23 protein-coding genes and 1 tRNA gene are annotated in these 26,330 nt (G+C 31.8%); 8 read left to right on the top strand and 16 right to left on the bottom strand.

Annotated features, from left to right (window positions below; translation table 11 throughout):
- Window positions 1-136: 136 nt before the first annotated feature.
- The 11 genes from ACKI3H_RS03465 to ACKI3H_RS03515 form a co-directional block, all read right to left on the bottom strand.
- A complete protein-coding gene (locus ACKI3H_RS03465; protein WP_407370893.1) occupies window positions 137-1,699 on the bottom strand; it encodes a hypothetical protein in 1,563 nt (520 codons plus the stop codon).
- 65 nt (window positions 1,700-1,764) lie between these two features.
- Complete coding sequence (locus tag ACKI3H_RS03470) at window positions 1,765-2,733, bottom strand: glycosyltransferase family 2 protein (RefSeq protein WP_407370894.1); 969 nt, start codon at window positions 2,731-2,733, stop codon at window positions 1,765-1,767.
- A 31-nt stretch (window positions 2,734-2,764) separates the two neighbouring features.
- Window positions 2,765-4,126 carry a polysaccharide biosynthesis protein gene (locus ACKI3H_RS03475; protein WP_407370895.1) on the bottom strand — a complete coding sequence of 454 codons (1,362 nt, stop codon included), beginning with the start codon at window positions 4,124-4,126 and terminating at the stop codon, window positions 2,765-2,767.
- A gap of 33 nt (window positions 4,127-4,159) precedes the next feature.
- A complete protein-coding gene (locus tag ACKI3H_RS03480) occupies window positions 4,160-4,918 on the bottom strand; it encodes a glycosyltransferase family 2 protein (protein ID WP_407370896.1) in 759 nt (252 codons plus the stop codon).
- A 22-nt stretch (window positions 4,919-4,940) separates the two neighbouring features.
- Window positions 4,941-5,966 (bottom strand): hypothetical protein, encoded by a 1,026-nt coding sequence (locus ACKI3H_RS03485; protein WP_407370897.1) that lies wholly within the window; start codon window positions 5,964-5,966, stop codon window positions 4,941-4,943.
- A gap of 27 nt (window positions 5,967-5,993) precedes the next feature.
- Complete coding sequence (locus tag ACKI3H_RS03490) at window positions 5,994-7,316, bottom strand: O-antigen ligase family protein (RefSeq protein WP_407370898.1); 1,323 nt, start codon at window positions 7,314-7,316, stop codon at window positions 5,994-5,996.
- Window positions 7,317-7,355: 39 nt separating this feature from the next.
- Window positions 7,356-8,495, bottom strand: a complete 1,140-nt coding sequence (locus tag ACKI3H_RS03495; RefSeq protein WP_407370899.1) for a glycosyltransferase — start codon at window positions 8,493-8,495, stop codon at window positions 7,356-7,358.
- 137 nt (window positions 8,496-8,632) lie between these two features.
- Window positions 8,633-10,012 carry a sugar transferase gene (locus tag ACKI3H_RS03500; RefSeq protein ID WP_407370900.1) on the bottom strand — a complete coding sequence of 460 codons (1,380 nt, stop codon included), beginning with the start codon at window positions 10,010-10,012 and terminating at the stop codon, window positions 8,633-8,635.
- 134 nt (window positions 10,013-10,146) lie between these two features.
- Entirely contained in the window at window positions 10,147-11,079 is a 933-nt protein-coding gene (locus ACKI3H_RS03505; RefSeq protein ID WP_407370901.1) for a glycosyltransferase, read from the bottom strand.
- A 23-nt stretch (window positions 11,080-11,102) separates the two neighbouring features.
- The gene (locus ACKI3H_RS03510; RefSeq protein ID WP_407371372.1) at window positions 11,103-12,530 is read right to left on the bottom strand and encodes a lipopolysaccharide biosynthesis protein; all 1,428 of its coding nucleotides are present in this window, start codon (window positions 12,528-12,530) and stop codon (window positions 11,103-11,105) included.
- A 30-nt stretch (window positions 12,531-12,560) separates the two neighbouring features.
- Entirely contained in the window at window positions 12,561-13,619 is a 1,059-nt protein-coding gene (locus tag ACKI3H_RS03515) for a glycosyltransferase family 2 protein (RefSeq protein WP_407370902.1), read from the bottom strand.
- Window positions 13,620-13,839: 220 nt separating this feature from the next.
- On the opposite strand from ACKI3H_RS03515, the gene galE reads away from it, so the two are divergent.
- A complete protein-coding gene (gene galE, locus ACKI3H_RS03520) occupies window positions 13,840-14,874 on the top strand; it encodes a UDP-glucose 4-epimerase GalE (protein WP_407370903.1) in 1,035 nt (344 codons plus the stop codon).
- 238 nt (window positions 14,875-15,112) lie between these two features.
- Here galE and ACKI3H_RS03525 read toward each other — a convergent pair whose 3' ends face one another.
- The 3 genes from ACKI3H_RS03525 to map all read right to left on the bottom strand — a co-directional run bounded on the left by ACKI3H_RS03525 (window position 15,113) and on the right by map (window position 18,091).
- Entirely contained in the window at window positions 15,113-16,072 is a 960-nt protein-coding gene (locus ACKI3H_RS03525; RefSeq protein ID WP_350450404.1) for a YihY/virulence factor BrkB family protein, read from the bottom strand.
- Window positions 16,073-16,162: 90 nt separating this feature from the next.
- Entirely contained in the window at window positions 16,163-17,203 is a 1,041-nt protein-coding gene (locus tag ACKI3H_RS03530) for an acyltransferase (RefSeq protein ID WP_407370904.1), read from the bottom strand.
- Between the two features lie 132 nt (window positions 17,204-17,335).
- Entirely contained in the window at window positions 17,336-18,091 is a 756-nt protein-coding gene (map, locus tag ACKI3H_RS03535) for a type I methionyl aminopeptidase (protein ID WP_407370905.1), read from the bottom strand.
- 270 nt (window positions 18,092-18,361) lie between these two features.
- Here map and ACKI3H_RS03540 point away from each other — a divergent pair, with 270 nt between their 5' ends.
- The 4 genes from ACKI3H_RS03540 to ACKI3H_RS03555 all read left to right on the top strand — a co-directional run bounded on the left by ACKI3H_RS03540 (window position 18,362) and on the right by ACKI3H_RS03555 (window position 21,851).
- Complete coding sequence (locus ACKI3H_RS03540; RefSeq protein ID WP_407370906.1) at window positions 18,362-19,270, top strand: RluA family pseudouridine synthase; 909 nt, start codon at window positions 18,362-18,364, stop codon at window positions 19,268-19,270.
- 110 nt (window positions 19,271-19,380) lie between these two features.
- Window positions 19,381-20,121, top strand: coding sequence for a WecB/TagA/CpsF family glycosyltransferase (locus tag ACKI3H_RS03545; protein ID WP_407370907.1), 741 nt, complete (start codon window positions 19,381-19,383; stop codon window positions 20,119-20,121).
- Between the two features lie 80 nt (window positions 20,122-20,201).
- On the top strand, window positions 20,202-21,290 hold the full coding sequence (locus ACKI3H_RS03550; protein ID WP_407370908.1) for a glycosyltransferase: 1,089 nt from the start codon (window positions 20,202-20,204) through the stop codon (window positions 21,288-21,290).
- 105 nt (window positions 21,291-21,395) lie between these two features.
- The gene (locus ACKI3H_RS03555) at window positions 21,396-21,851 is read left to right on the top strand and encodes a flavodoxin (protein WP_407370909.1); all 456 of its coding nucleotides are present in this window, start codon (window positions 21,396-21,398) and stop codon (window positions 21,849-21,851) included.
- 35 nt (window positions 21,852-21,886) lie between these two features.
- Here ACKI3H_RS03555 and ACKI3H_RS03560 read toward each other — a convergent pair whose 3' ends face one another.
- Window positions 21,887-22,444 (bottom strand): TetR/AcrR family transcriptional regulator, encoded by a 558-nt coding sequence (locus ACKI3H_RS03560; RefSeq protein WP_407370910.1) that lies wholly within the window; start codon window positions 22,442-22,444, stop codon window positions 21,887-21,889.
- A 539-nt stretch (window positions 22,445-22,983) separates the two neighbouring features.
- On the opposite strand from ACKI3H_RS03560, the gene ACKI3H_RS03565 reads away from it, so the two are divergent.
- Window positions 22,984-24,222 (top strand): aminopeptidase, encoded by a 1,239-nt coding sequence (locus ACKI3H_RS03565; protein ID WP_407370911.1) that lies wholly within the window; start codon window positions 22,984-22,986, stop codon window positions 24,220-24,222.
- Between the two features lie 80 nt (window positions 24,223-24,302).
- Here ACKI3H_RS03565 and ACKI3H_RS03570 read toward each other — a convergent pair whose 3' ends face one another.
- Entirely contained in the window at window positions 24,303-25,190 is an 888-nt protein-coding gene (locus ACKI3H_RS03570; RefSeq protein WP_407370912.1) for a S1 RNA-binding domain-containing protein, read from the bottom strand.
- A 345-nt stretch (window positions 25,191-25,535) separates the two neighbouring features.
- On the opposite strand from ACKI3H_RS03570, the gene ACKI3H_RS03575 reads away from it, so the two are divergent.
- Window positions 25,536-26,150: a TetR/AcrR family transcriptional regulator gene (locus tag ACKI3H_RS03575; protein ID WP_407370913.1), complete on the top strand. Its 615-nt coding sequence runs from the start codon at window positions 25,536-25,538 to the stop codon at window positions 26,148-26,150.
- 77 nt (window positions 26,151-26,227) lie between these two features.
- Window positions 26,228-26,301, top strand: a tRNA-Arg gene (locus ACKI3H_RS03580).
- The last annotated feature ends 29 nt before the right edge of the window (window positions 26,302-26,330 follow it).

A 26,330-nucleotide genomic window follows, 5' to 3' on the forward strand; every position in this document is an offset into this window, starting at 1 on the left:
TTTGAGTATAACTTATAATTATTTATTTTACTATGGACATAATTTGTCATTATTAAAAATTTGTAGATAATTTTTACAAAACAGAAGAGAAGATTAATCTGATTATATAATCAGATTAATCTTCTCTTCTGTTTAATTATTTAAGTGCCGAATACACAAAATAACCATTTTCATTATATATAAGCTCATAATTTTCTAATACAAACTTATAAAAAGTTAACTCTGTTCCAATTTTTTCTTTATTATTAAAGCTGGTGTCTAAAATAATTAATTTAGACTCTGCATGAATAATTTCTTTCAAAAATTTTTCCCCTATTAGTTTGTTTTCATTTAAATCTACTGCAGGTAAATTGAAATATTTTATTGAAGATAGTCTATCACTTAACAAGTATAAATTTCCAGCATTACGATGCACATAAATCATATCATCTTCATTCGAATTTTCTTTTATAATTTCCGCAATTTCCAATACTCTATTTTTTTTAGTAGCGTTAAAAATCATTTGTTGTTCTTTGTGATCAATACCATCAGCATGTTCGATTTCATCTGCGTCAATATTAGTAATATAAATTGTTTCATAGATTGTATTCAATTGACTATTATACAAAATAAATATTACAATACACGATGAGAAGAATAACTTATATTTCCCAATATTTATACTTAAGTCTTTAATAATAAAGATTAAAGGTATTGTCATTGTTGGAATCATCGCCATCAAGTAATGTTTATACTCTCTTCCAGACATCACACTAGTGTAAAAAGATAAAATTGAAAACAATAATGCAATTATAGCAAGCATTTTTTCACTATTTATATAGTTTCTCCATTTATATATGACATAAAGTAAAAAACCGGAAAATAAAGCTACTACATAATGATTAGATAATATATTGTACAATATTCTAATAGACTCATTTTTTTCTCCAGAACTATCTAGATACATGAAATTAAAGACTAAAGACTGAAAAATTCCTGCTTCTAAAGCGTTGTTTAAATACAAGTATAAACCAATTGGTATGAATACAAGCAATACTCCTATAATAAATAATCCAATTACTTTAAATAAATCCTTATATTCTTTTTTATATATAAACTCTACTGCTATAAACATACAAAAAATGGCCCATAATGAAATCATATTTGCTCGTAACAAAAAGACAATCGAAAACGACATTCCTATCAAAATGATCTCATTCCAGATAATTTTATTATCTGATTTATAAAACTTTGAAAACGCGTATAAGCTGTAAGCAATAAATGGCAAAGCATATTCTTCAGTCAGATTTCCACCTTCTAAAAAAAAGGTTAAAACGATTGCTTCAACGATGAGAGTAATGAAAGCTGTTAAATCTGGTATCCACAATTTACTTAGTCGATAAGTAAATAAAAAAAAGAGAAAAAGACTTAAGAACTCAATTATATAAATTCCAGTAAAATTTGCTGTTGAAAATAAAATTCCAATATAATTAAATATAAAAATAATTGGTCCTTTATGGTCAAAAATTTCAGTATACATAATTTTCCCATTATCCATTGCGTATCCAAAATAAGTAAACATACTTGAATCATGTTTAGCTATTAGTTCAGAAAAAGGATTAGAAACTAAGACTAATGAAGTAATAAATGTTAAAAAAAACAGTGCAAAATAAGGTGTAACTTTATTTATTTTTGTTTGTATGCTTATCTCTTGCTTCACCTAAAATACTCTCCCTCTAAGTTTAACGCTAGTAACATTCTTAATATCATTTTTTAGTTTAAAAATTAAAATTTACGTTCTTTTTTATATATTAAGGAATTTTTCTCGGTTTCTTTAATAATATATATTGGTCTATTTTTAGATTCAAGAAAGGTTTTCCCAATATATTTTCCAAGAATGCCCAAGCAAAATAATTGAAGACCGCCTATTGCTAATATAATAACAACTAATGATGTCCAGCCGGATGTAGGATCATCAAATATTAAAGTTCTTATAGCAACAATAATAGCCATTACAATGGATATTATAAAAGAACTCAAACCTATTAAAGAAGAAATAGCTAATGGAGTATCTGAAAAAGCTACAATACCATCTAAGGAATATTTCATTAAACTCCAAAACGACCAGGTAGTTTCTCCTGCTACTCTATTTCGATTCTCATATTCTAAATATTTTGTATCAAACCCAACCCAACTAAAAATTCCTTTTGAAAAGCGATTATACTCTCTTATTTCTAAAACTGCATCGACCATTTGTCTAGTCATAAGTCGATAATCTCTTGCCCCATCAACAATTTCAGTTTCAGAAATACGATTAATAATTTTATAAAATTGTCTAGCAAAAAATGAACGAACAGGTGGTTCACCTTCTCTGTTAACTCTTCTAGATCCTACACAATCATACTCTTCATTTTTGATTATATTATACATCTTTGGTAATAACTCTGGCGGATCCTGTAAATCAGCATCCATAATAACTACATAATTCCCAGCTGCGTTTTCAAGACCAGCAAACATAGCTGCTTCTTTTCCAAAGTTTCTTGAAAAAGACAAATACCTTACATTGCTATCAATTTCTGCTAATCTACGTAAGATATCTAATGTTTGATCTTTAGAACCATCGTTAACGAATAAATATTCAATGCTTGCATTTCCAAGTTTTTCTTTTATTTTTTCAACCTCATTATAGAATAACTTTAAAACTTCCTCTTCGTTATAACAAGGCACAACAATTGAAATTAAATCATTCTTCAATTCTATCCTATCCATTCTATATATTTCTAGTTTACTTATTTTTAGCATACTCAACTATTTTAAATAAATCGTTTCTAAAAGCAAACAAAACAGCTACTACATAAATTAAATACACGCTTGCCCCTATATAGTTGCTAAAAATATTTGCCGTAATATAAAAAACAATAAAATGACTTATTAATAAAATATATTCTTTTAATGAACTTTTTAAGTATTTGTATTCCACATTTGTAGAGTATATATACCAGAAAATATACGCAAACGTTGTTGCTAAAGCTATACTTGTCATACTGTCAGTTAATAAGTAGACTATTCCTACAAACAGGAATGAAGTTCCTGCAAATCCAATAACATCTCTAAAATATTTCTTTTCGTTTTTTCTCGATTTATATAAATTTGTTATAATTACATTGGCAACCATAATATAAGGAATCGAGATAAATGTTATGGAAAGTAAGGACAATGCTGGAGTATATTTAGTTAAAAACACTTGAATAATTACTTTGAACACAAAAAATAGTAATCCTCCACCTATGCCTAATAATAATAATATCCTTTTAGTAAATTTCAACATTTCTTCATTTTCATTTTTAGAAATAACATTATAAAAGATTAAACCTACTGCATTTACAATGAGTAAAATTAAATTTAACATGGACGTTGAAAATGAATATTGAGCAAAGTTTGCAACAGGAAAACCAAAATTAACTATCCAAGAACCTATATTTCCAACAAAAGTCATTGACATATTGGCTATTAAAACAAAAATTCCAATTTTAAAGATAGATACTTTATTTGTTGTATTGAATTTAAACCTAAAACCATATTCTTTAATAAAAACATATTCATACAAAATAAATACAAAAAGGTTTGTTACAATATTCATAATAACATAATCCATATAATTACGACTCTTTAAAATAAAGATAGCAAATAAAATAGTTAACACATTTACGATTGTTTTAAGAATATTGGCATAAGAATAAAGTTTAAAATTACCAGTCGCTTGTGCAAAATTTTGATGGTATGTTGTAATTGCCATAAACAATGTAGAAATTGAAAAAAGGATTAAGATAGGATCTTTGATTAAAATAGAAAAGGACAACATTAAAATGAAAACTATCAGTTGAAATACTGATAAAAATGAATGTTCTTCATGTATAACCCTTTTATCTATACTATCCGAATTTTTCCCACCATATTTAATATATATCCCATCATTAAACCCAAAACTAAACAGGTAGACAAAACTTAAATATAGCGTATATTCCTTGTACAAACCATATTCCGGTACACTTAAATAGGCTGGTAAAATAAAACCTACGATAAAGCTGCTTCCAAAATTCATAATATTGGCAAAAGCAACCCTGATAATATTTTTAATTAAATGCATGTCTATTCTCCTATTTTCTACTAAAAAATATCATTATTTTATTCTTTTTTTAATGGCATTGTATACATACCAAGAAAAATAGTATATTGCTTTAAGCAAAGGTAACTTCTCAATGTTACGATAAGTATTCCATGTTCTTTTTAACGCACCTAATTTATCATCTGAAATAGAACCAGTTACTTTTCTATAAGAAGATAAAATCTCATTAATACCAAACGCATAAGAAACAGACTCTCTAAGCAACATAAGCCAAGTTGCTGTATCTTGACCTTTTCTTACTGAAGGCATTTGAAAATCACCAATTTTACCTCGATCAACGATAACTGTGGAACATGCAATTGCAGTATTTTTTAATAATTGTGTATAATTTAATTTCTCTGGAACATTGACTCTATCTTGAATCAAATCCCCATCTTCAGTTATGGTTTCAAATGCAGTATAAGTAAAAGCCACATTATTTTTTTCCATAAAACCAATTTGACGAGTTAATTTTTCTTTTTTCCACATATCATCACTGTCTAAGAAAGCAATGTATCTTCCTTTAGCTGCTTTAATACCAGTATTTCTTGCAACCGCTGCGCCAGAATTTCGATCCAATCGAATGTACCGAATTCTAGGGTCGATTTCAGTAATTTTTTCAATAATTGCACGACTATTATCTATAGAACAATCGTCTATTAGGATCATCTCAAATTGAGTATATGACTGATTCCTAACTGAATTAATGGTTTTTTCAATGAGTTTTCCTGAATTATAAACTGGTGTAATAATTGAAACAATTGGTTTCTTCATTTTTTTAATGCACCTTTGCAAGTTATATTTGAACAATTTTTATGGTAGAAGAACGATAGCTCTTTAATTGTCTTCTTTGATCTTGATACCATGATTTAGTTGTTTCTTTTCTTTTAATGACAATGATAAATTCATTGATAGTTATCAATGGATCAACATTTAGTACATCAGAATTAAATATTACTTGATTCTCATTTTGAAACATGTTTTTCAAATCATTTAACAATTCTTGATTTAAGCTGTTTTCACTCAAGATAACTTTTTTTCCATTGTTAGGTTGGATAAGACTGTGAGCGATTTCTTTAGGGTTACTATCTTCACTAAAGTTTAAAAACACATCATCTTCATTCCAACCATAAGTGAATGCGTACATAATCTTTTTATTAAATAATACAAAAGCTAATGCAATAGCTATTCCTAAAATTACTCCTCCAAATACAGCTAGTACTAATCGTATAACAAAAGTTTTAATTGAAAAAGGCTTTGCTTGATTTGTTATTGTATCTATATCTAAAGTTTCAGGTGCTGAAATGTAAAATAATTTTTTATCCTCAAAAAACTGATGATTGGAATCTTCTAACCATTGGTAATAAGCTTTTGCTGCTTTTAAATTTTCTTCTTCAGTTCCAATGCCAAAAGATATGGTCATTATATTGGTAGACGTATTTCTAGAAACATTAATTGGATCTTCGTCTGTAGTAATAATGACTTCATTAGCTTCTCTATATTCATTAATTACTGGTCCAATGGATAAACCTGATTTTCTTTCTATTTCATTAATAACATCATCTTGATTTAAAAAGGCTTCTATAAGATAAGAATTTGTGAAAGCACCTAAGTTGTTTTGTTCGATATATATTTCAAAATAAGCAGTATGCAATGCATCAAATTCATTTAAATCAGCCTCATTAGGTTGAGAATTAAAAAAATAACCTAAAAGTTGTAAAGCTGCTACTATAATTATTACTACACCAGTTGTTAAAAAGATGGTTTTTTTATTTTCAAAAAGAAAAATTTTTATTTCTTTCAGTAATGTCTGTATATCCATTATTTCCTCCTAGAATACTTTTATTTTTTAATCCACTCTTTCTATATCTTTACATCCTTCTTTGTATTCAGTCATTTTAGGTAGTTTCTCACTATACCTAATGAACGTGATAATTACTCCCCAAAATACCCACTGCCATTCTATCAGCATGTTTGATGAAGATGAGATCGAAGAAAGTATAAATGAAAATAAATAGGCCAATAAGATCCAAGATGTTGTGCGAACAAACTTATTTTTTGAATATTTATAATTTATAAATAGCTGGCGAATCATCAAGAAATAAACTGCAACATATAGCACGAAAATCACAATACCATAACCGGATAGAATTTCCATCCACCAGTTGTGAATGTTATATATTGTGCCCGTTGAAAATATAGAATTGAATTCTAACCAGTGTTCAATATTCCCAGCTCCTGTTCCTAATCCAAATGACTGAACTAGAAAATAAAAACCATTTCTTATTAGATTTACTCTAGTCATATTTGAATTACCTTCTACAAAAAATGTCGTTCGGAGTGAATAATTTAAAGATATAATTTTTTGTTGAACTTCTGGGGAAAAGATTATGATACCTAAACAGATGCTTAATAAAATCATTAAAAATTTGACTATATTTTTTTTTGTGAATAGTTGAAGATACTTTGTTATCAGAAGTGTACTGATACCTATTAAAAGAGCAATTAAATTCCCTCTAGAACCCGTTCTATAAAGTAAAAAAACAGATGAAACAATAGTTAAAAGATATACAAATTTTATAGATGTTTTATTACTATTTTTAAATAATATAAAACTTATTGTTATACCCGCAAGAAGCATTGTTGCGAAATCGTTTTGATTTGCATATATCGAAATAGGTATTCGTGTACTTGGTTGTGTTGCAAAAGTATGATATTTATCTAATTTATTTAAATTAGCAAACAAATAATTACCCGTCAATATTTCCATTATACCTATTATATTATGTAAAAGGATCAATGCAAATATTGTTTTAAACAAGTTTTTTATATCTTTCTCTTCGCGTATAAAGATACCCATATACAATATAGACAAACACCCACAACCTAAAAAGAAGATAGCATTTATCCAACCACCAATGTCTTGAACCCATATCACAGATATTAAAGAATATATAAGCCAAAAAAAATAAAAACGAGTATAATTTTTACCCAATGCATTAGAGTAAAAAGATAACCTAGAATCATTCTTAAAAATTAGTACTACCATTAAACAGGATATGATTACTAACATTATTCTATAAAGAGATAATTTTGCAACTCCAAGATCAATAGCTAATATTTGAGCTCCCAAAAAAACTGATCCGGCTAATATATATGTCAATTTTTTCATATAAAGGTTACTCCCCCCCTTTTTAAAACAGTCAAATTTTTAGATCTCATAATGTTTAATCTTTTGGAAGATAAACTCTTCATATAATTTTGCAGAACTACTATTTGAGAATTTTTTCCATTCAATTTTATCTTTTCTTTCTTTAATGGTTGGTATTTCTATTGTTTTCGCCTTGACAATACTTTCTATCCAACTAGATGTTGATTCTTCATTAATCGGATAAAAATTAACTAATCCCATACCTAAATCAGCTTCTTTAGTGATACTTTCAGAAAGAATTGCTGGTGTACCTGCTGCTTGCGCTTCTACAGCTACTGTAGGGAAACCTTCATAAAATGAAGGCAGAACAAAAACGTCCATTAAATTGTAAAATTTATACACATCATTTCTTCTACCTAGAAATTTCACATTATTCTGCAAATTATTTTTTTTTATTTCTTTTTCCACTTTCTCCTGTAAATCCCCAGCTCCGATAAATAACCATAAAAAATCAATATTTAATTCTTTAAGTTGCAACATTATTTGAATCATAAAAGCATGATTTTTCACTTCATGAAATCTACCTACATGACCAATGATTATAGTATCTGTTGATGTAGTATCAAAAAACGTTTCTTTCATAAGACCATTCTGATTATTATGAAAATAAAGTGTTTCATCAATACTATTGGGAATATGCATAATTCTTTTTTCTTTAACATACTTCTCACCAAATACATAATTTGAAGATTTAATTCCACACGATACTTTATCTGTTGCTAATAATCCATTTAATTTCCGATTTAATTTTTCTATACTTTTTTCAGGAATCAGTGGATTTGAAGATGTGTGTGCATGTATAATGAAACGTTTGATTCCATTTTTTTTCGCTATCAATCGGAAAGGGATAGCTCGGTATCCTGGTATATGACTGTGTACCATCTCGTACATTTCGCTATGGCTCATTACTTCATTCACTGCTTTATAAAATGGTTTCCATCCCACTATTTTAGGGTTAGGTATTTTGAATATTTTACCACCCATATTTGCGATATCATTTTCGAATTCAAAATTACAATCATCATATGTCATAATGTCAAAAATAATTTTTTCTTTATCCATTGCTATTGCTTTATTCCAAATAAAAGAGGATATACCACCACCAAAGCCACTCATAATATGCAATACTTTACTTGTCATCAATACACCTCTTTTATTAAATAATCTACTTCTATTAGTTTTAACATTGACTAAGCATTTCCAATAAAAATATTTAAAGTTTAATAAATATTAATAAACTTTAAATATTTTTAATTCCATTAAATTAGTACTTTTATTTATTTTAATACTTTTATATTTTCCGGCATTTTTTTAGTAACTTCATCTTCATCTAAACCTTTAGAAGATACCTTATCAAACAATATTTTTATTGTTTGAAGCATGATTTTAACATCCAACAAAATTGAATATTTCTTAATATATAATAAGTCAAAATTCAATTTACTATTAAAATCTGTAGCATATTTCCCATAAACTTGCGCATATCCAGTAATACCTGCCCGTACATTATGGCGTAAATAATAATATTTATTTTCCTTTTGAAATTGATCTACAAAAAATGGTCTTTCTGGTCTTGGACCAACAACAGACATGTCTCCTTTTAAAACATTAAATAATTGTGGTAGTTCATCTATTCTTAAAGCTCTAATATATTTTCCTATAGTGGTAACACGAACATCGTTTGAAGCAGCTAATACTGGACCGGAGTCTTTCTCAGCAGTAGCACTCATACTTCTAAATTTTAATACATTAAACTCTTTACCATCTTTAGTAATTCTTACTTGTTTATATAATATTGGACCTTTAGAAGTTAATTTAATTAATACTGCTGTTACAAGCATAAAAGGTGAAGCTAAAATAATTAATAGTATTGAAAAAATAAAATCTATAATCCTTTTAATTAAACCATCCTCAGCAGGAATTTTAAAATTTGAAGCCTCAATAATACTTTCATCTTCAATATTCATAATATTAGGATTTACTAACATAAGATTCTCAAAACTTGTATTTAGAAAAACTTTTTTTTCATTTTTTATTAGTAGATCAAATATTTTGATTTTTTCTTCTTCCACAACATGACTAGCTAAATACACAATATCAAAATTATCTATATTCTCTTTAATATGTTTAAAATATCTATCGATTGCTACTAATTCAATTTTGTGACGTTCATTTTTAGCTTGATTAAAGTTCATTGCAGCAGAGATTACTTTTGTTTCATCTCCTATAACCATTACTCTCTTTGTTCCACTGTATTTAAGATATACTCTAAATATTATGACTCTCCATACAATTAAAAATATTGAACTGATGACGAAGCTGATTAACAACACCGAACGTGGAAATGCAAACCATCTACCTGCAAATGTTACAGCCATTATCGCAATCATCATTAAAAGTTGGATGATAATAGTTAGATAAATAAAATCCGTTATAGATTTATTGTATAAAATATATACTCCAAATAAAATGTTTAATATTACAAATAAAATCATGATATAAGGTAATGCATTAGTATAAGTTATGATATTTCTTATAGGAATGTTTTGACCGAATTGTACATAAAAAGAAAGGAGAATTGAGATATGGAATAAAATTATGTCCACAGCACCAATTAAGAACTTCTTTGTCTTGCTAAATTTTTCTCCCTGATTCATTATTAATTTCCTCCATTGCTCATGTTAGATATACATTTAATTATATTACCATATTCTATATTCAAATCCTATTACAATCCAATTACTTTTAACTTCTTATAAATTAATTAAACATCAGTTGCTTCTTAAATTTATTAAGTCAAATTTTTATTATTCAATTCTTTAAATTTTATGAATAACTTATCTATCAATGAAATAACATTATTTCCAATTAACTCACTATCTTTATTTTTTTTTGTTAATCCATTTTTTTTCAGTCCTGAATAAATCGACAGCATTTGCCTTTTAATTAATTTTTTTTGTTCTTTAGAATACTCTTTATTCAAATACAATTTTTCAAGTTCTTTAAAAATGATTACATAAGATTCAACGGTTCTTTTTAATCTTTCTTGACTTTGATTTGTCATGATCGAATTTTCACGGTATCTTCTATTATAATAAAAAGCATTTGCATAGATCATTGAGTGACTATTTAAAAAGATTTGAGTAGTAAACAGCTCATCTTCATGCAAGATTCCTTCATAGAAAGAAAGAGTGTTTTTTTCTATGACTTCTCTCTTCACCATATAAAGGTATACAGGAGAGGCAAATGTTCGTCGGTTCATTTCAAAAAGGTTTTGCGTATATAGTATTTCTTCTTTTAGCCTATGACTAAAATCATAATTATTTTGTTCAATCGGTTCATTTAGTTCATCTAAAAATGCTCTACCATTGAATCGGATAAGATCTACTTGATCTTTTTCCATTAAATAAACTAACTCTTTAATAGCGTTCACTTCTAAATAATCATCTGAATCAACAAATAGTACATATTTCCCATTTGCTGCTTTTAGACCCGTATTTCGTGCTCCTGAAAGTCCTTTATTCGCTTGTTCAATAAACTGAACTCTGCTGTCTGATAGATAGGACTTCACTTTTTGATTGCTCATATCTGTACTGCCGTCATCAACGACAATAATCTGTAATTCTTGGTAGGTTTGTTTTACAATAGAATCTAAACATTCTTCTATATACATTTCCACGTTGTACACTGGTACAATCACTGAAACTAATGGAATTATCTGCACTCTATTCTTCCTTTCAAACTACTTTACTTTTTCTTAATGACTTCTTTTAATAATTTCATTTGTCCTGTAAGAATTAACCCTAGAATAAATAGAATCACAAATGCGATTCCATTAATCATAAGATTAACAAAACTTGAAAATGGAAAGCGCGGAATCACCAAAAAGAATGCACATTGGATTATAGCCATGATAACGGGTTTGACTAACGCTTTTCCAAACTCAATAAAGTTCGAGTTGAATAAACGATACATCAACAAATAATTTGTTTGGATAAAGTTTACTGCGAACGCCATAATAACCATCAAGGCCACATATTCAATTCTGCCAGCCGCAATTCCTGATAGAATAGCTGAAACGGTAACTATTGCGGACAAAATCCCCGAAAGCAATAACAAATCGGTTCGATTAGCCGACTGAAAAATGGAGCCTGTGCTGCTTAAAATCATTTGTATCCAAACAGAGACTGCTAATGTCTGGAAGGTTGCCACACTGCCTCCCCATTGATTGCCAAACAAAAATAACACAATATCGTTAGAATTAAAGAATAAAAATACCGATAATGGTAATCCAATTGTGGCTAAAATAGTTGTAATTTTTAAATACACGGATTTGATTTTTTCTAGATTCGTTTCATAGTCAGACATGATTGGTTGAATGACTGGAGAAATCACATTAGTCAAAATCTGATTTGGGTAAAGAGATAATAGGTACGCTTTGTCATAAAAAGCCAAAGCACTCGCTGAAAAATAGCGTCCAATCAACATACTATCTAAATTTCTCGAAAAGTAATTAATAAAATTAAATAAAAACTGGTTCTTTGAAAAACTAAAAATCTTTTCCAAGGGCTTTTTGTCGATTTTTAAACGAAACGTTAAATTTGTTTTGAAATAAAAAATAATAAACAATAATGCTGCTTTCACTGTATTGCTAATGATCAATGAATAATAGCTAAAACCATTAACAGCTAGTACAATCGACACCACACCTGATGCAATATTGGCCATCACAGTCACAATGTTTACAGTACTGAACTTCTTCTCTCTTAATAACATCGATTGAGGCACAACTAAAATACCATAAAAGAACACGCAAATGGCTAATACCATACTGATGGGTTTATATACTTCATTGTTGTAAAAAGCACTGATTGGGTAACCTAGAAAGACAAAAACTATTCCTAAGAATAAAGCTAAGTAGAGTGAAAACCCAAAAATACTATTGATTTCCTGTTTCGACAAGGTTTTATTTTGAATGATTGCTGGACCGATTCCAAAATCAGCTAACATTTGGAAAAATATTAAAAAGACATTTACGACTGCAACTATTCCATACTCTGCTGGAGTTAGTATTCTAGAAAGTACTGCTGTAACCAATAGTTGGATTATAACATTAGAATATTTCCCAATCGCACTATAAAAAATGCCTTTTTTAAACTCATCAGCCATTCCCATACTTATCAACTCCTTTGCTCCATTAAATAATTAACCAAACCTCTTTTTTATCACGTTAAAGCTCTTCTGAAATTTCTTTCCTACTGTTACTCTCAACTGCATCACTTTTAGTGCAGCAGAATATTTTTCATTTCTCAACAGTAGAATTAATATTTTAACAAACGAGTTCTTCTCTTTTTCAGTTTCTATTTCGGAAATGGCTTGGTTAATTTTCGAATCATCCATTAACTCTTCGATTCGTTCTACTTTTTCAGTTCCGGTTAATGGGCAATCCTCCCAAGATAGGTTACTTAATTCTAAGTATAACGCTCCCCAATATTGTTGATTTACTAAGTCACGATACTCTTTTTCCTTGCCCCAATGCACCATCCACTCTTCAAAATGACTGGCAATTGTGTATTCACAAAAAAAGCGTTCTTTACGGTAGCGATTCACAGCCGAACCTTCTCGAAAGACATAATGATAATAGGCTTTTTGATGGTAATAAATAGTTTGGACATTCATGCCTACTTGTTGATTAAATAAAGCATCTTGTCCAACTTTTTGATTGGTAAAGCGGCAGTTGTGTTGCTTCAAAAAATCGTGTTTGTATAATTTATTCCATAAAGCATAAGGAGATAAAGAATAGTGTTTTCTAAATTGATCTCTAAAGGCTTCTTTTGTTAAAAGTCCATCTAACTCAGAATTTTTTTCTAGTGTCGTAATATTGCCTTCTTTGTCTACTTTTTCATTATAGTACCCACAGACTACAACATCAGCATTTGATTCTATTGCTTTTGTAACGGTTTCTTCAATTAAATTGGATTCAAAATAATCATCTGGATCCGCAAAATAGATGTACTCACCAGTCGCTCTATCCAATCCGGCATTTCTAGCAAAACCTGAACCGGCATTTTTTTGATGAATGACACTTATACGTGGATCTTTTAACTGATATCGGTCGCATATTTCTCCAGACGCATCGGTTGACCCATCATTCACTAAAATAATTTCACTATTTTTATACGTTTGGTTTAGCCCGCATTGAATCGCTTTTTCCAATTGTTCTGCAACATTATATATAGGCATAATAATTGATACTTTCTTCATCATTTATACCCCTTTCACTTTACTGACACAATGACTTGCCTATTATAGCATAATCAATTAACTGAAACATTACAGTTTTCTAAAGTCTGTTCTCTATTTTCATTGTAAACTTTACCAAATTTTAACTTGCTTTGCGTTGACTTATTTTCGTTAAATGAGTAGACTTAATCTTGTTGGGTAGAACTATTAAAATCAAAATTCGAAAAAAAAGAGGGATATTATGGCCATTTTAGTAACTGGTGGTGCTGGTTATATCGGCAGCCATACAACTGTAGAATTATTGAATGCTGGACATGAGGTTGTCATCGTAGATAATTTTTCAAACAGCAAGCCTGAAGTGTTAAATCGAATTAAAGAAATTACTGAGAACTCGTTCTCTTTTTATGAAGTTGACGTATTAAACAAAACAGATTTAGAAGCGGTTTTCAAACTTCATGATATTGAAGCTGTCATCCACTTTGCTGGTTACAAAGCTGTAGGTGAATCTGTTAGCGAACCGCTAAAATATTACCACAATAACTTAACTAGTACCTTTGTTTTGGCTGAGTTAATGGAAACTTACAATGTTAAAAAAATGGTTTTCAGTTCTTCTGCAACAGTTTACGGGATGAACAACGTTTCTCCGTTAACTGAAGACTTGCCTCTAAGCACAACAAATCCATATGGCACAACTAAAATGATGATTGAACAAATCTTACAAGATGTTTATGTTTCGAATCCTTCTTGGAGTATTGCTTTACTTCGTTACTTCAATCCTATTGGAGCTCACGAGAGCGGACGAATTGGTGAAGATCCAACTGGTATTCCAAATAACTTAATGCCTTACATCACACAAGTTGCTGTAGGTAAACGGGATCAATTAAGTGTATTTGGTGGCGACTATGATACTGCAGATGGCACAGGCGTGCGCGATTACATCCATGTGGTTGATTTAGCTAAAGGCCACTTAAAAGCTGTTGAGAAAGTCCTTTCTACTGAAGGAATCGAAGCTTACAACCTTGGAACCGGCATTGGTTACAGTGTATTAGATGTTGTAACGAATTTCGAAAAGGCTACAGGGAAAAAAGTGCCATATGCAATTATAGACAGACGTCCTGGAGACATCGCTACTTGCTATTCAGATGCTTCAAAAGCTGCTTCAGAACTTGGCTGGAAAGCTGAACACACACTAGAAGATATGTGTCGTGATTCTTGGAAATGGCAAGAAATGAATCCAAACGGATACGAAGAACTAAACGTTGAACAAACCCATTAGTTAAACAAATTAATTCCCCTATCTGATGATTTATTTCGTTAGATAGGGGAATGTTTTTTTAATTCCTACTATTATAACGAGCAGTCACTCTTACGAAAAATGTCTTTCCATGAACAAGTCACACAAAAAAATGACTCTACTCTTTCTTGTAATTGCTCTGCTTGAAAGAATAGCATAAAGTGGTATAAGAAAAAAACACTCTTCCATGAAAGAGTGATTTACAATAGTTAACCTGAAATTATTTTTTTATGCGATATTTTTTATTAGAAAAAACTTTTATTTTAGAACGAATGTATTTTCTTGTACGAAATGGTGTTGGCTCATTAATGGACCCATTTTGATAAACTTCAATTGATGCATTAATAACTGCGCCTGCGGTCATCAATGACCCAATAACTTGTAGCCAGATCAACATGATCATGAATGTTCCAATCGTTCCATACGTTTTTGCACCAAAAGCAAAATATTCCACATAAATAGCAAATACTTGGGAAACCAACATCCACCCAATAGTTGAAATGGCTGCTCCAGGAAGAACACTTTTTAAGGTTACTTTTGCATGTGGAACAAAGTAATACAACATGCAAAAAATAACAAAGAGCACACTCATCGTTACGGGCCACCTCAGACTTTGAAACGTCTCGCTGATCATTAAAGGCAATTCGAACACTGGAGTAATGTATTCCAATATCAATTGTCCAAATCCAAAAACAATAACCAGTATCATAATACATACAATCAATAGTGTCGTTAAAATTAATGAAAATAAGCGAATAATCACTATGTTTCTTCGAGACTCTACACCATAAGCTTTATTCATACTTACTTGCATCGCATTCATTCCTCGACTGGATGACCAAAGTGCTCCAACTACAGCAATGGATAAAATGCCCCCACTGCTTTTACTAAACCAATTCATCAACAAGTTTTCTAATTGATTAAAAAAGTAAGTTGGAACAGCATTTTCGATATAAGGCAACAGTTCTGCGGCGTCTAAGCGCAAGTAAGGTAGTACATTACTTACTACAACCATCACAGGGAAAATGGATAATAAAAAATAATAACTAATAATAGCTCCTGAATTCCACACTTCAGCTTCCCGATATTTTTGAATGAGAATGACACTAAACTTTTTTACTACCTTTACTGTTTCTTCTTTCTTTAATTCTAACTTACTTAACAGACTATTTGCCAACATCTTTAAACCCCTTTTTCGAAACCAAACCTCATTATACCCACTTGATTGAATAAAATAAAACAAAAAAAATCTTTTTATAAAAAAAACTTATCATATAAATCGTTTTATAAGCGGCACCTTTGACATACCTTTTACACAAATGTAGCTGATACAAAAAATTATAATAGTCAAAATTGGCACCGATAAAATCGGAGTCATAAACAGTGTGGTTACTCCCGTTTTCCATACAAGAAAAATCAGCAATACATGAATTAAATAGATTCCAAATGAGTAGGTTGAAAATTCTGTAAGAATATGTCTAAACAAGACAGAAACACTCTTAGAATGCAATTTTTCTTTCGCTAATAAAAAAACAGCAGCACTCATAAAAAAGACATTTGGTGTTAAATACTGATATGGCAGATCATAATGTTCCCCTTTTTTTAGCGACTCTATACTGGTTACTACAATCGTACTAATCAACCCGGCCACTCCTAGAAGGTAAATCGCAGTTTTTATCCACTTTTTCAAGTTATAATGAGCCAGGTAATAGCCAGCAAAGAAATAACCAACATACCCAAAAGTAATATCTAAGTTAATACCTCTTTCAGCAAAGGTAACCGTTGAACTAACAGGAAATTCATAGTAGGAAGGTAACATTATACCGATGTACCAACAAAATGCGATTAGGTAAAGAATGATTTTTTTCTCTTCTGCGATTTTTCTTAAAAAAGGAATCATGACATAAATCTCGATCATTCGAAAAAGAAACCATAAATGAAAATGTCCTTCTTTAAATGCTTCAAAGATTACACCCCACACTTCGGCATTGAAAGTTCGATACTCATTCCAAGTAAAAAAGACTGCATACAAGGCTGACCAAAAGATAAACGTTGTTACTAAGCGGAAAATATTTTTTATGTATAGTTTTTTAATCGAAAACGCTCGATTTGGATCTAAAAAAAAGATCCCGCTCAGCATGAAGAAAATTGGCACACTCATACGAGCAAAGCTATCGTAGATATTTAATACTTGCCACTTGTACGAATCAATTGCGTATAAGCCAAAATCACGTGAGACAATGTGAATCGTAATCACTAAAAACGTAGCTGCTACGCGAAGTATGTCCGCATATAGTACCCTTTCTTTCATTTTTTTCTTATCTCCTTTTAACTGTTTTATTTCCTCATTATTAGTATACCATCAAAAGAAACAAGAAAACGAGACAACCCCATAATTTCACATGGAGTTATCTCGTTTTCTCAAATTTAATAATCTTATCAATTAATCTTTTTGTTCCGTTAAAATTTTTGGACCATCTTTTGTAATCGCTAGTGTGTGTTCAAATTGACAACTTAATCCACCGTCTTTTGTACGAGCAGTCCAACCGTTGTCATCCATTTTAGATTTCCATGTTCCAGTATTGACCATGGGTTCTATCGTGATCACCATACCTTCTTTTAAGCGCAGACCTTTTCCAGCTTCTCCATAATGAGGGACGGATGGTGCTTCATGCATAGTGGGTCCAATTCCGTGCCCAACAAATTCACGCACAACAGAAAATCCTTCTGCTTCAACATACGTTTGGATAGCATGGCCGATATCGCCAATCCGATTTCCAACTTGTGCTTGCTCAATACCTAAGTAAAGAGCTTTTTTTGTTACTTCCATCAATTTTTCCGTTTCAGGAGTTCCTTCACCGACGATGTAGCTCCAACAGGAATCAGACATAGCTCCTTTTAAATTAACAACCATATCAACTTTGATTAAGTCGCCATTTTTTAAAACTTCTTTTTTGCTCGGGAAGCCATGACAGATTTCATCATTCACGCTGACGCAAGTTGCATATTCATATCCTTCAAAACCGATTTGTTCTGCAATAGCTCCATGTTCTTCAATAAAATTGTGTGCAAATTCGTTAATTTCCCAGCTTGTAATACCTGGTTTGATAAAATCTCTTAAGGCTACATGAACATTTGCCAACAAAGCACCAGATTCATCCATTGCATCAATTTCACGTTGTGATTTTAGTGTAATCAATTTCGTTCCTCTTTTCTATTTAATCATTCATATGAGTTTTCTTACTCTTCTATTCATTATAAGCTTATTTCTTAAATTTGTGAACCATTCTTCTTATTGATTAAAATTTGTGCCGTTTCTCTCATAAATAAATGGTTTCCATTCTTAATTTTAGCTTGAATTAGTCTTTATAAGGCTTTCTATTTGAAAATTTCTTACTTTAGGGTTATTTTTATGCTGTTTTCCGTTATACTTTACTATAGATCAATTAATGAGAGCGAGTGGTTTTTAATGAGTAAAAAAACAACCTATACCCCTAAAAAAAATACCAATAATCAACTATATACGGTAACTGAACCAATGGAATTACTTCCTTTTCTATTAAGTATCATGAGTCATACAAGTCGAAATTCAGTCAAATCGATTTTAACCAGAGGCCAAGTGACTGTGGATGGAAAAGTAATAAAAAAACACAATCACCCTTTGCTTCCTAATCAAGTTGTGGCGATTCAATCCAATAAAGCAGCAATTAAAGAAACAGCTTTAGTTGGAATGACGATTCTTTATGAAGACGATGCGATTATCGTAATCGATAAAGAAGCCGGTTTATTGTCCATTGCTGCTAAATTTGCGCAAGAACTAACGGCACATCGTCAATTGATCAACTATGTCAAACAAGAGAATCACAATAATCGCATATACGTGGTTCATCGCTTAGACCGTGATACTTCAGGTGTGATGGTTTTTGCAAAAACAGAACAGATCAAACAAGAGATGCAAGAAAACTGGAAAGACATCGTTAAAGAACGTATCTATACTGTTTTAGTCGAAGGCATCGTTTCTGAAGATGAAGGTACCATTAAAACGTGGTTAACGGAAAGTAAAGCTATGAAAGTTCATTCCGCTACTTATGATAATGGCGGAAAATTAGCCATTACCCACTATAAAAAAATACGGAACAACGCTGAATTCACATTACTAGAAGCACGTTTGGAAACGGGACGTAAGAACCAAATTCGTGTTCATATGGAAACACTAGGTCACCCCGTGGCAGGAGACAAAAAATATGGCGCAACTTCTAATCCTTTAAAACGATTGGGTTTGCATGCCACTACATTAGCTCTGATTCACCCTACTAGTAAAGAATTGGTTCGGTTCCATTCAAAAGTGCCTAAAGTATTCTTGATGCACTCAAAATAATGCTATTTAATAAAAAAATAATAAAGCTTTGCTTTATCTCTCCTGTAGTTCAATGGTATGATAATTAAAATAGCTATGTTAGCAAAAGGGTTTAAGGATGGTTGGCAATTATGGAGCATAAAAAAGTATCTGTATTAGGCGTTTCTTTTGACAATAAGACAAAAGAAACTTTCCTTGAAGAGTTAATGGATCGGGTCAGCCGCAAACAAAAATCTTTTGTGGTGACCGCTAATCCAGAAATTGTGATGTATGCAAAAAAAGATCCCGCTTATATGTCACTAATGAAAAAAGCGGACTATATTATTGCTGATGGAATTGGCATTATAAAAGGATCAAAAATATTGGGAACTCCAATTGTCGAACGAGTTGCAGGGTATGATTTAATGTTGGCTTTGCTTGAAGAAGCCAACCAACACGGCAGCCGGGTTTACTTGTTAGGTGCACAAGAAGAGGTTTTACAAAATACTGTTAAAACCGTGCGTGAACGCTATCCTTCTATCCAGTTAGTAGGTGCCAGAAATGGCTACTTTGATTTTTCGGATGCTTCGATTATTAAATCCGTTCAAGATACGCAACCGGACATGGTCTTTGTTGCGTTGGGTTATCCAAAACAAGAACAATGGATCCAGCAGTATATGACTACCGCTTCAAAAGGATTGTTAATGGGCGTAGGTGGCAGCTTTGATGTTCTTTCTGGAAAATCAAAACGTGCTCCAAAATTTTTTATTCAATTGAATATGGAGTGGTTGTATCGTTTAATTAAACAACCCTATCGATTGAAACGGATGATGGCCTTGCCTCACTTCTTACACGAAGTAAGAAATGAAAAGAAACAATTCTCCAAAAAATAGTCCGAAAAAACTGAACAGATCTGTTCAGTTTTTTTTGCAAAATTTTTATTAAAAATCGATACAAATGAGGTTAGACAACTATGAAAGTATTACACATCAATGCGGGCTTAGAAAACGGTGGCGGAAAAAACCACATGCTTTCCCTACTCTCTCAATTTGATCCAACAACAGCTGAGCTGCTCGTTCTAGAAAACGGCATTATTGCAGATGAAGCTAAAAAGTTAGGGATCATTGTACACGTTCTTGAACAACAATCTCGTTATGATCTATCTATTTTAAAACGCTTGACTCAGTTCATCAATAGCAATTCTTTTGATATCGTGCATACTCATGGTGCGCGTGCGAACTTTATTTTTTCTACGATTCATAAAAAAATAGCTGCACAGTGGCTGACTACAGTGCATAGCGATCCTACGCTTGATTTTATGGGAAGAGGCATCAAAGGAGCATTATTCACTAAATTTAATCTGGCAAGTTTAAAAAAAACTGATCACCTGATTGTCGTAACGGACAGTTTGGTGGAGCCACTACTTCAATTAGGTATCAAAAAAAATAAATTAACCATTATTTATAATGGGATCCAATTCAATCCGAATACACCTAACCCGCCAATGAGGAATGATAGGTTCACTTTGACTTGCGTTGCTCGCTTGCATCCGATTAAAGGTCACGAACGACTCTTAGACAGTCTACATGTTGCTGACTTCACTAATTTTTCTTTAAAATTAGTTGGTGATGGAGAATTGAAAGGTACTCTTGTAAAAAAAGTACAACAGTTGGGGCTACAAGAAAATGTTCACTTTTTAGGGTTTTTAAACAAACCTCAAGTAGAAGAAACCATTGCTCACTCGGATATCACTGTCTTAGCCTCTTCAAACGAAGGGTTTCCGATGGTTCTACTTGAATCTGCGAACCAAAAAGTGCCTTTTATTGCTACGGATGTCGGGGATGTTGCTCTCCTAGTGCCCGATAAAAGCTATGGCTGGTGTGTTCCTACCGATTCTGTAGAGTCGTTAACAACTGCTCTAAATGAAGCCTATGCTGAGTGGGAAACTCGCACATTAGAAGCTAAAGGTGAACGCCTCTATCAATTGGCTTCTACTCAATTTTCTCTTGACCGTTTTTATAATGAAACAGTATCTCTTTACGAAAAAATAGCGCAGCACTAATCCGCTATTTAATGGATATACTCATTTCTTTTATTGCAGAACTTGCCTTTCCTTTGGTATACTCTGTTAAGGAAGTACACACGCGTAGAAAAGGATGATAGATAAATGACCAAAGCTTTGATTGTCTTTGCAAGTTTAACGGGTAACACAGCAGAGTGCGCAGATATTGTAGATGAAGCGTTAAAAGAGTTAGGTGTGGATGTTGAAACAGTTGAATGTATGCAAGCTGAGCCGGAAGATTTATTGGATGTCGATATCTGCATCGTTGGTACCTACACCTATGGAAATGATGCAAATTTACCGGATGAGTTCGTGGATTTCTACGAAGAACTAAGCGAAATTGATTTAACAGGCAAAGTCTTTGGTACTTTCGGATCAGGTGATCACTTTTATGACAAATTTTGCCAATCGGTAGACGATTTTTCCGATAAGTTAGCTTCTATCGGTGCGGTAGAAGGTGCAGAAAGTGTCAAAGTTGACTTAGATGCTAACGAAGAAGACATTGAAAATCTAAAAGCTTTTGCTAAGGCATTAGTGGTAAAAGCCGAATCTTTAACATAAAAAAACTTCCTCACCATAATGGTGAGGAAGTTTTTTTATACTTTATAATTTGGAACATGTTGCACTAATACTTGATTGATATAATCGGTTACGTCTTTTTCATGAAACTTCAAGAAGCCTTGTGCGATTAAAACAGCTGTGCCGTGAACTGTGATCCAAATATTTTTAAATAGTTTCATTTTTTCAGCTTTAGACAAGTCTTTAGTTCCTGCACTTCCCTTAAAGACTTCCATCATCTTATCCAATGAAATCTCATGCATTTGATCCGTATTCAGTTGTGACTCAAAGAAAAGTGCTTTAAAAAACACAGGTTCCTCTTTTGCAAAATAAACATAGTTCAAACACATATTGAGCAATGGATCTTCTGTGCGTTCTTTTGTATAAATAGTCTCATCGATATAATTTTTAATTTTCACAACGAGTTCTTGTTTTAGGTCATCCATGTTTTTAAATTCTAGATATATCGGCTGCGTTGAGCAATCCATTTCTTTAGCAATATTGCGTGCTGTAAAACCTTCAAATCCTTCTGTTTTAACAACTTGATAAGCTGTTTCAAGAATTTGTGATTTTAAAATTGTTTTCTTTCTAGCCATCTCAATTCACCTCTTTTGCATCATTTACCAGTAATTAGGAGACATTATAAACTATTTCCGAATGTTTCGTCATCTGCAACCAACAGTTTTTGACTTCTCTTTTACAACTAACTGACCAACATCATCTAGAAATTGAGTTCAGTGAAAAACAGCATTATTTTAAGATTTGTGTTTAAAAAACAATACTGTACCTGTTTTGTTCGGATCCTCTCTCCAATAACCCTTAATTTATTCTATCACTATTGTGATTAAAAGAGAACTCTTTTGTACTGCAAAAACAAACACTTGTGCATTATTTGGTTGCTCTATAAAATTGGTCTAGTTATTTCTTTACTAAAAAAAATGAATTGTTATAAGACAGTTTTCTATTGTCAAACTATTTTTTTCATTCCAAAATTTTTTTCCGTGAAATTGTTTCTCTTTCTTTCGTATGCTATTATTATCTAGTAAGAGTTTGAAACCGGACTAACTAGAAGAATAGTTGACTGCTTTTAGTTCCTTTTGTTCCAACCTCATTTCGTATATTAGGAGGAAAAAATATGGTATTGCCAAACTTTGAAGAAAATTTACAAAAATACGCTCATTTGCTCGTTAAATCGGGTATAAATGTGACAGAAGGACACACGGTCGTCTTGCAAATCGATGTAGAGCAAGCACCCTTAGCTCGTTTAATTACTAAAGAAGCGTATGCTTTAGGCGCTACAGAAGTTATTGTGAAATGGGCAGATGATGTCGTGAACCGCGAACAGTTTATCGGAACGCCTCAAGATCGTTTAACTGCTATTCCACAATATAAAATTGATGAATCATTAGATCAAATTGCTAAGGGAGCTAGCCGTATCAGTGTTCGCTCTTCAGATCCAGACGCACTATCTGGTGTAGACAGCGATAAAATCGCTGCTTATCAATCTGCAGCTGGAAAAGCTTTAAGTGAACAACGCAAAGCAACTCAAGCGAATAAAGTTAGTTGGACAGTGGCTGCAGCTGCTGGTGCTAAATGGGCAGCTAAAGTCTTCCCTAATTTACCAACTGAAGAAGAACAAGTTGATGCATTATGGGATGCTATCTTTAAAGCGGTTAACCTTTATGACGCTGATCCTGTTGCCTCTTGGGCTAAAAAAGATATCACATTGAATGAAAAAGCTGATGAATTAAATAAAGAACAATTTGTAGCTTTGCACTACACAGCTCCTGGTACTGATTTAACAGTTGGTTTACCTGAAGGTCATCGTTGGGAAGGTGCCGGTAGTGATAACGTTCGTGGCGAACGTTTCATGGCAAATATGCCTACTGAAGAAGTCTTCACTGCTCCTGACGCTAATCGCGTTGACGGTGTGGTTCGTAGCACTAAGCCATTAAGCTATGCTGGTAACACGATTTTAAACATGGAATTTACATTTAAAGATGGTAAAGTAGTTAATGTTACTGCTGAACAAGGCGAAGAGGTCTTGAAAAATTTAGTTGCGACTGACGAAGGTTCTGCACGTTTAGGTGAAGTAGCTTTAGTTCCTGATCCTTCTCCTATTTCTCAATCCGGTATCGTATTTTTCAATACTTTATTCGATGAAAATGCTTCAAACCATTTGGCTTTAGGCTCTGCTTACGCATTTAGTTTAATTGGCGGAACAGAAATGTCAGAAGAAGAATTAAAAGCTGCTGGCTTAAATCGTTCAACGATTCATGTTGACTTTATGATTGGGTCTGACAAGATGGATGTGGATGGTATCCGCAAAGATGGTAGTACTGTTCCCGTTTTCCGTAATGGTGATTGGGCTTAATATATTAATTAACCTATAAATACACAAAAACGACTAAGCAATTGCCTAGTCGTTTTTGTGTATTTATACTGCTTTTTTAGTTAATCCTTTTTTACAAGGCGAACAATTTTTCCTCGGACCCTTTTGTCTTCTTTTAAGACTTGTGTGATTCTAAAGGAAACTGTATCCCCTTCTTTTATTTCTATATGCGTCGGAATAGAGCATAGTGCATCTAAATTCGGCGCAATCCTTACAAAGATACCCCATTTTTTAATACTTCTGACAGTTCCTAACACAACTTGATTGGCTTCCATATTCTCTAAAGAAACAGAAGTTTCATTTTTGTATTTTACAATAGGTTCTACCCTCAAATTTTTATTTTCAGTAATGCGATTAAACCGTACTTTAATTGTATCCCCTACAGTTAAGATATCGCCGATCGTTGAATGGTCTTCAGCGAAATCTTTATTGAGCATTTGAACAGAGGTGTTTCCGATTAAAAAATAAGCTCCATATCGCAAGTTTTTGGTTAATTCAGCTTCGAATATTTTTCCCTCTTTTAATTCTTTATGTAGTAAATCAAATTCTTTTTCTTTTATTTTTTTTGCTGACCCTAACATCCAACCTTCTTTTTCATTTATGTTAACTAGTTGAAACCGAATTTCTTCACCTACATAACGCATTAACGGCAGTTGATGAGCTTTAAATTCTAACTCATTCCGTTCAATAAAAACCGGAATCCCATCTATTTCTACTTTTACGATATCGCTAGCTAATGCTCCATCATATTGAGACGATAAAACAGTACTGGTCAATTCGACTTCTTGTTCGATCATATTGTAGTAAACTTCATAGTTTACTGGTTGAATCACTTCTTCATCGCTATTGAAAAAAACGTTTTCACTTCTTTCCATGACTGCAACATCTGTTGAGCCTACATCGCTATTGTGATTGCCAATCCATTTTTTTACTAGATCTCTTATACCCATCCTTAACTTCTCACTCCTCAAAAAATAATAAACGATTTGTTTAGTCGAACTTATTATAGCATACGTTTTTTTATTTTTATGTACTTTTTTTTCATTTAACAACTGTACTCTTTTGAAACGTTTAATTTTTTTATTTAGGCACTATATCGCTATGTTTATTAGAGCGTTTTTGAACAATTGGTGACAAATTGTTGATATGTCACCAATTGTTCACTTATTAATTCTGCTGCTTTATCTTTTATAGATAATTTTACTGTATACTAATAATTGTACATACTATCTTTATACTGTCTGTTTTCACATATAAATCAAATAAGTACTACCCTAATTTCAGGAGGAACTCTTATGTCACAAAAAGAAGTAGTCGATATTCGCATTATGCGTAGTAAGAAGGCTATATCTGAAACATTCATTACTTTATTAAATGAACGCGATTTTAAGACAATTTCAATTACTGAAATTGTCAATAAAGCTGGTGTCAATAGAGGGACATTTTATAAGCATTATGCGTATAAAGAAGATATTTTAAAAGAAATACAGGATCATTTTTTAGAACATTTAATGGTCATGTTGGACGATAACTATAAAGGAATCTGTTATTCTAAATTAAAAATTGAGCCTTTATCAGATGGCCTTTTTATATTTATCTCTGAACACCGTAATTTTTTTCATTTAGCCATTCACTCTGTCGGTTTCATAAACTTCCAATTGCATTTTTCCGCTGTTTTAAAACAATTTTTAATTGACAATTTTTTCCCAACCGCTCATTATTCTCTAGAATCACAAAAACTTCTTGGCGCCTATATCGCTAATGGAATTTATGGTTACTTAGTTGAATGGGACGAAGCGAACTACGCTTCTCCTACTACTGAGATGGCACAGCAACTGACAGACATCATTGTTTTAGATCGTAGTGTTTTTAAATTGCCGCTATCCGATCTTGTAATTGAAAACGACTAACTTGATATTATTTGTGCTTTTATTTTAAACCTAGACATTTATTTAAAACTGTGAGAAAATAGACCCTGTGTTCGTAAGGTCCTATAGCTCAGGTGGATAGAGCAAACGTTTCCTAAACGTTAGGTCGGGAGTTCAAATCTCTCTAGGATCATCTTACATTGGTACAGTTTAAATGTGTGC

The organism is Carnobacterium sp., assembly GCF_045617425.1.
Lineage (GTDB): Bacteria > Bacillota > Bacilli > Lactobacillales > Carnobacteriaceae > Carnobacterium_B.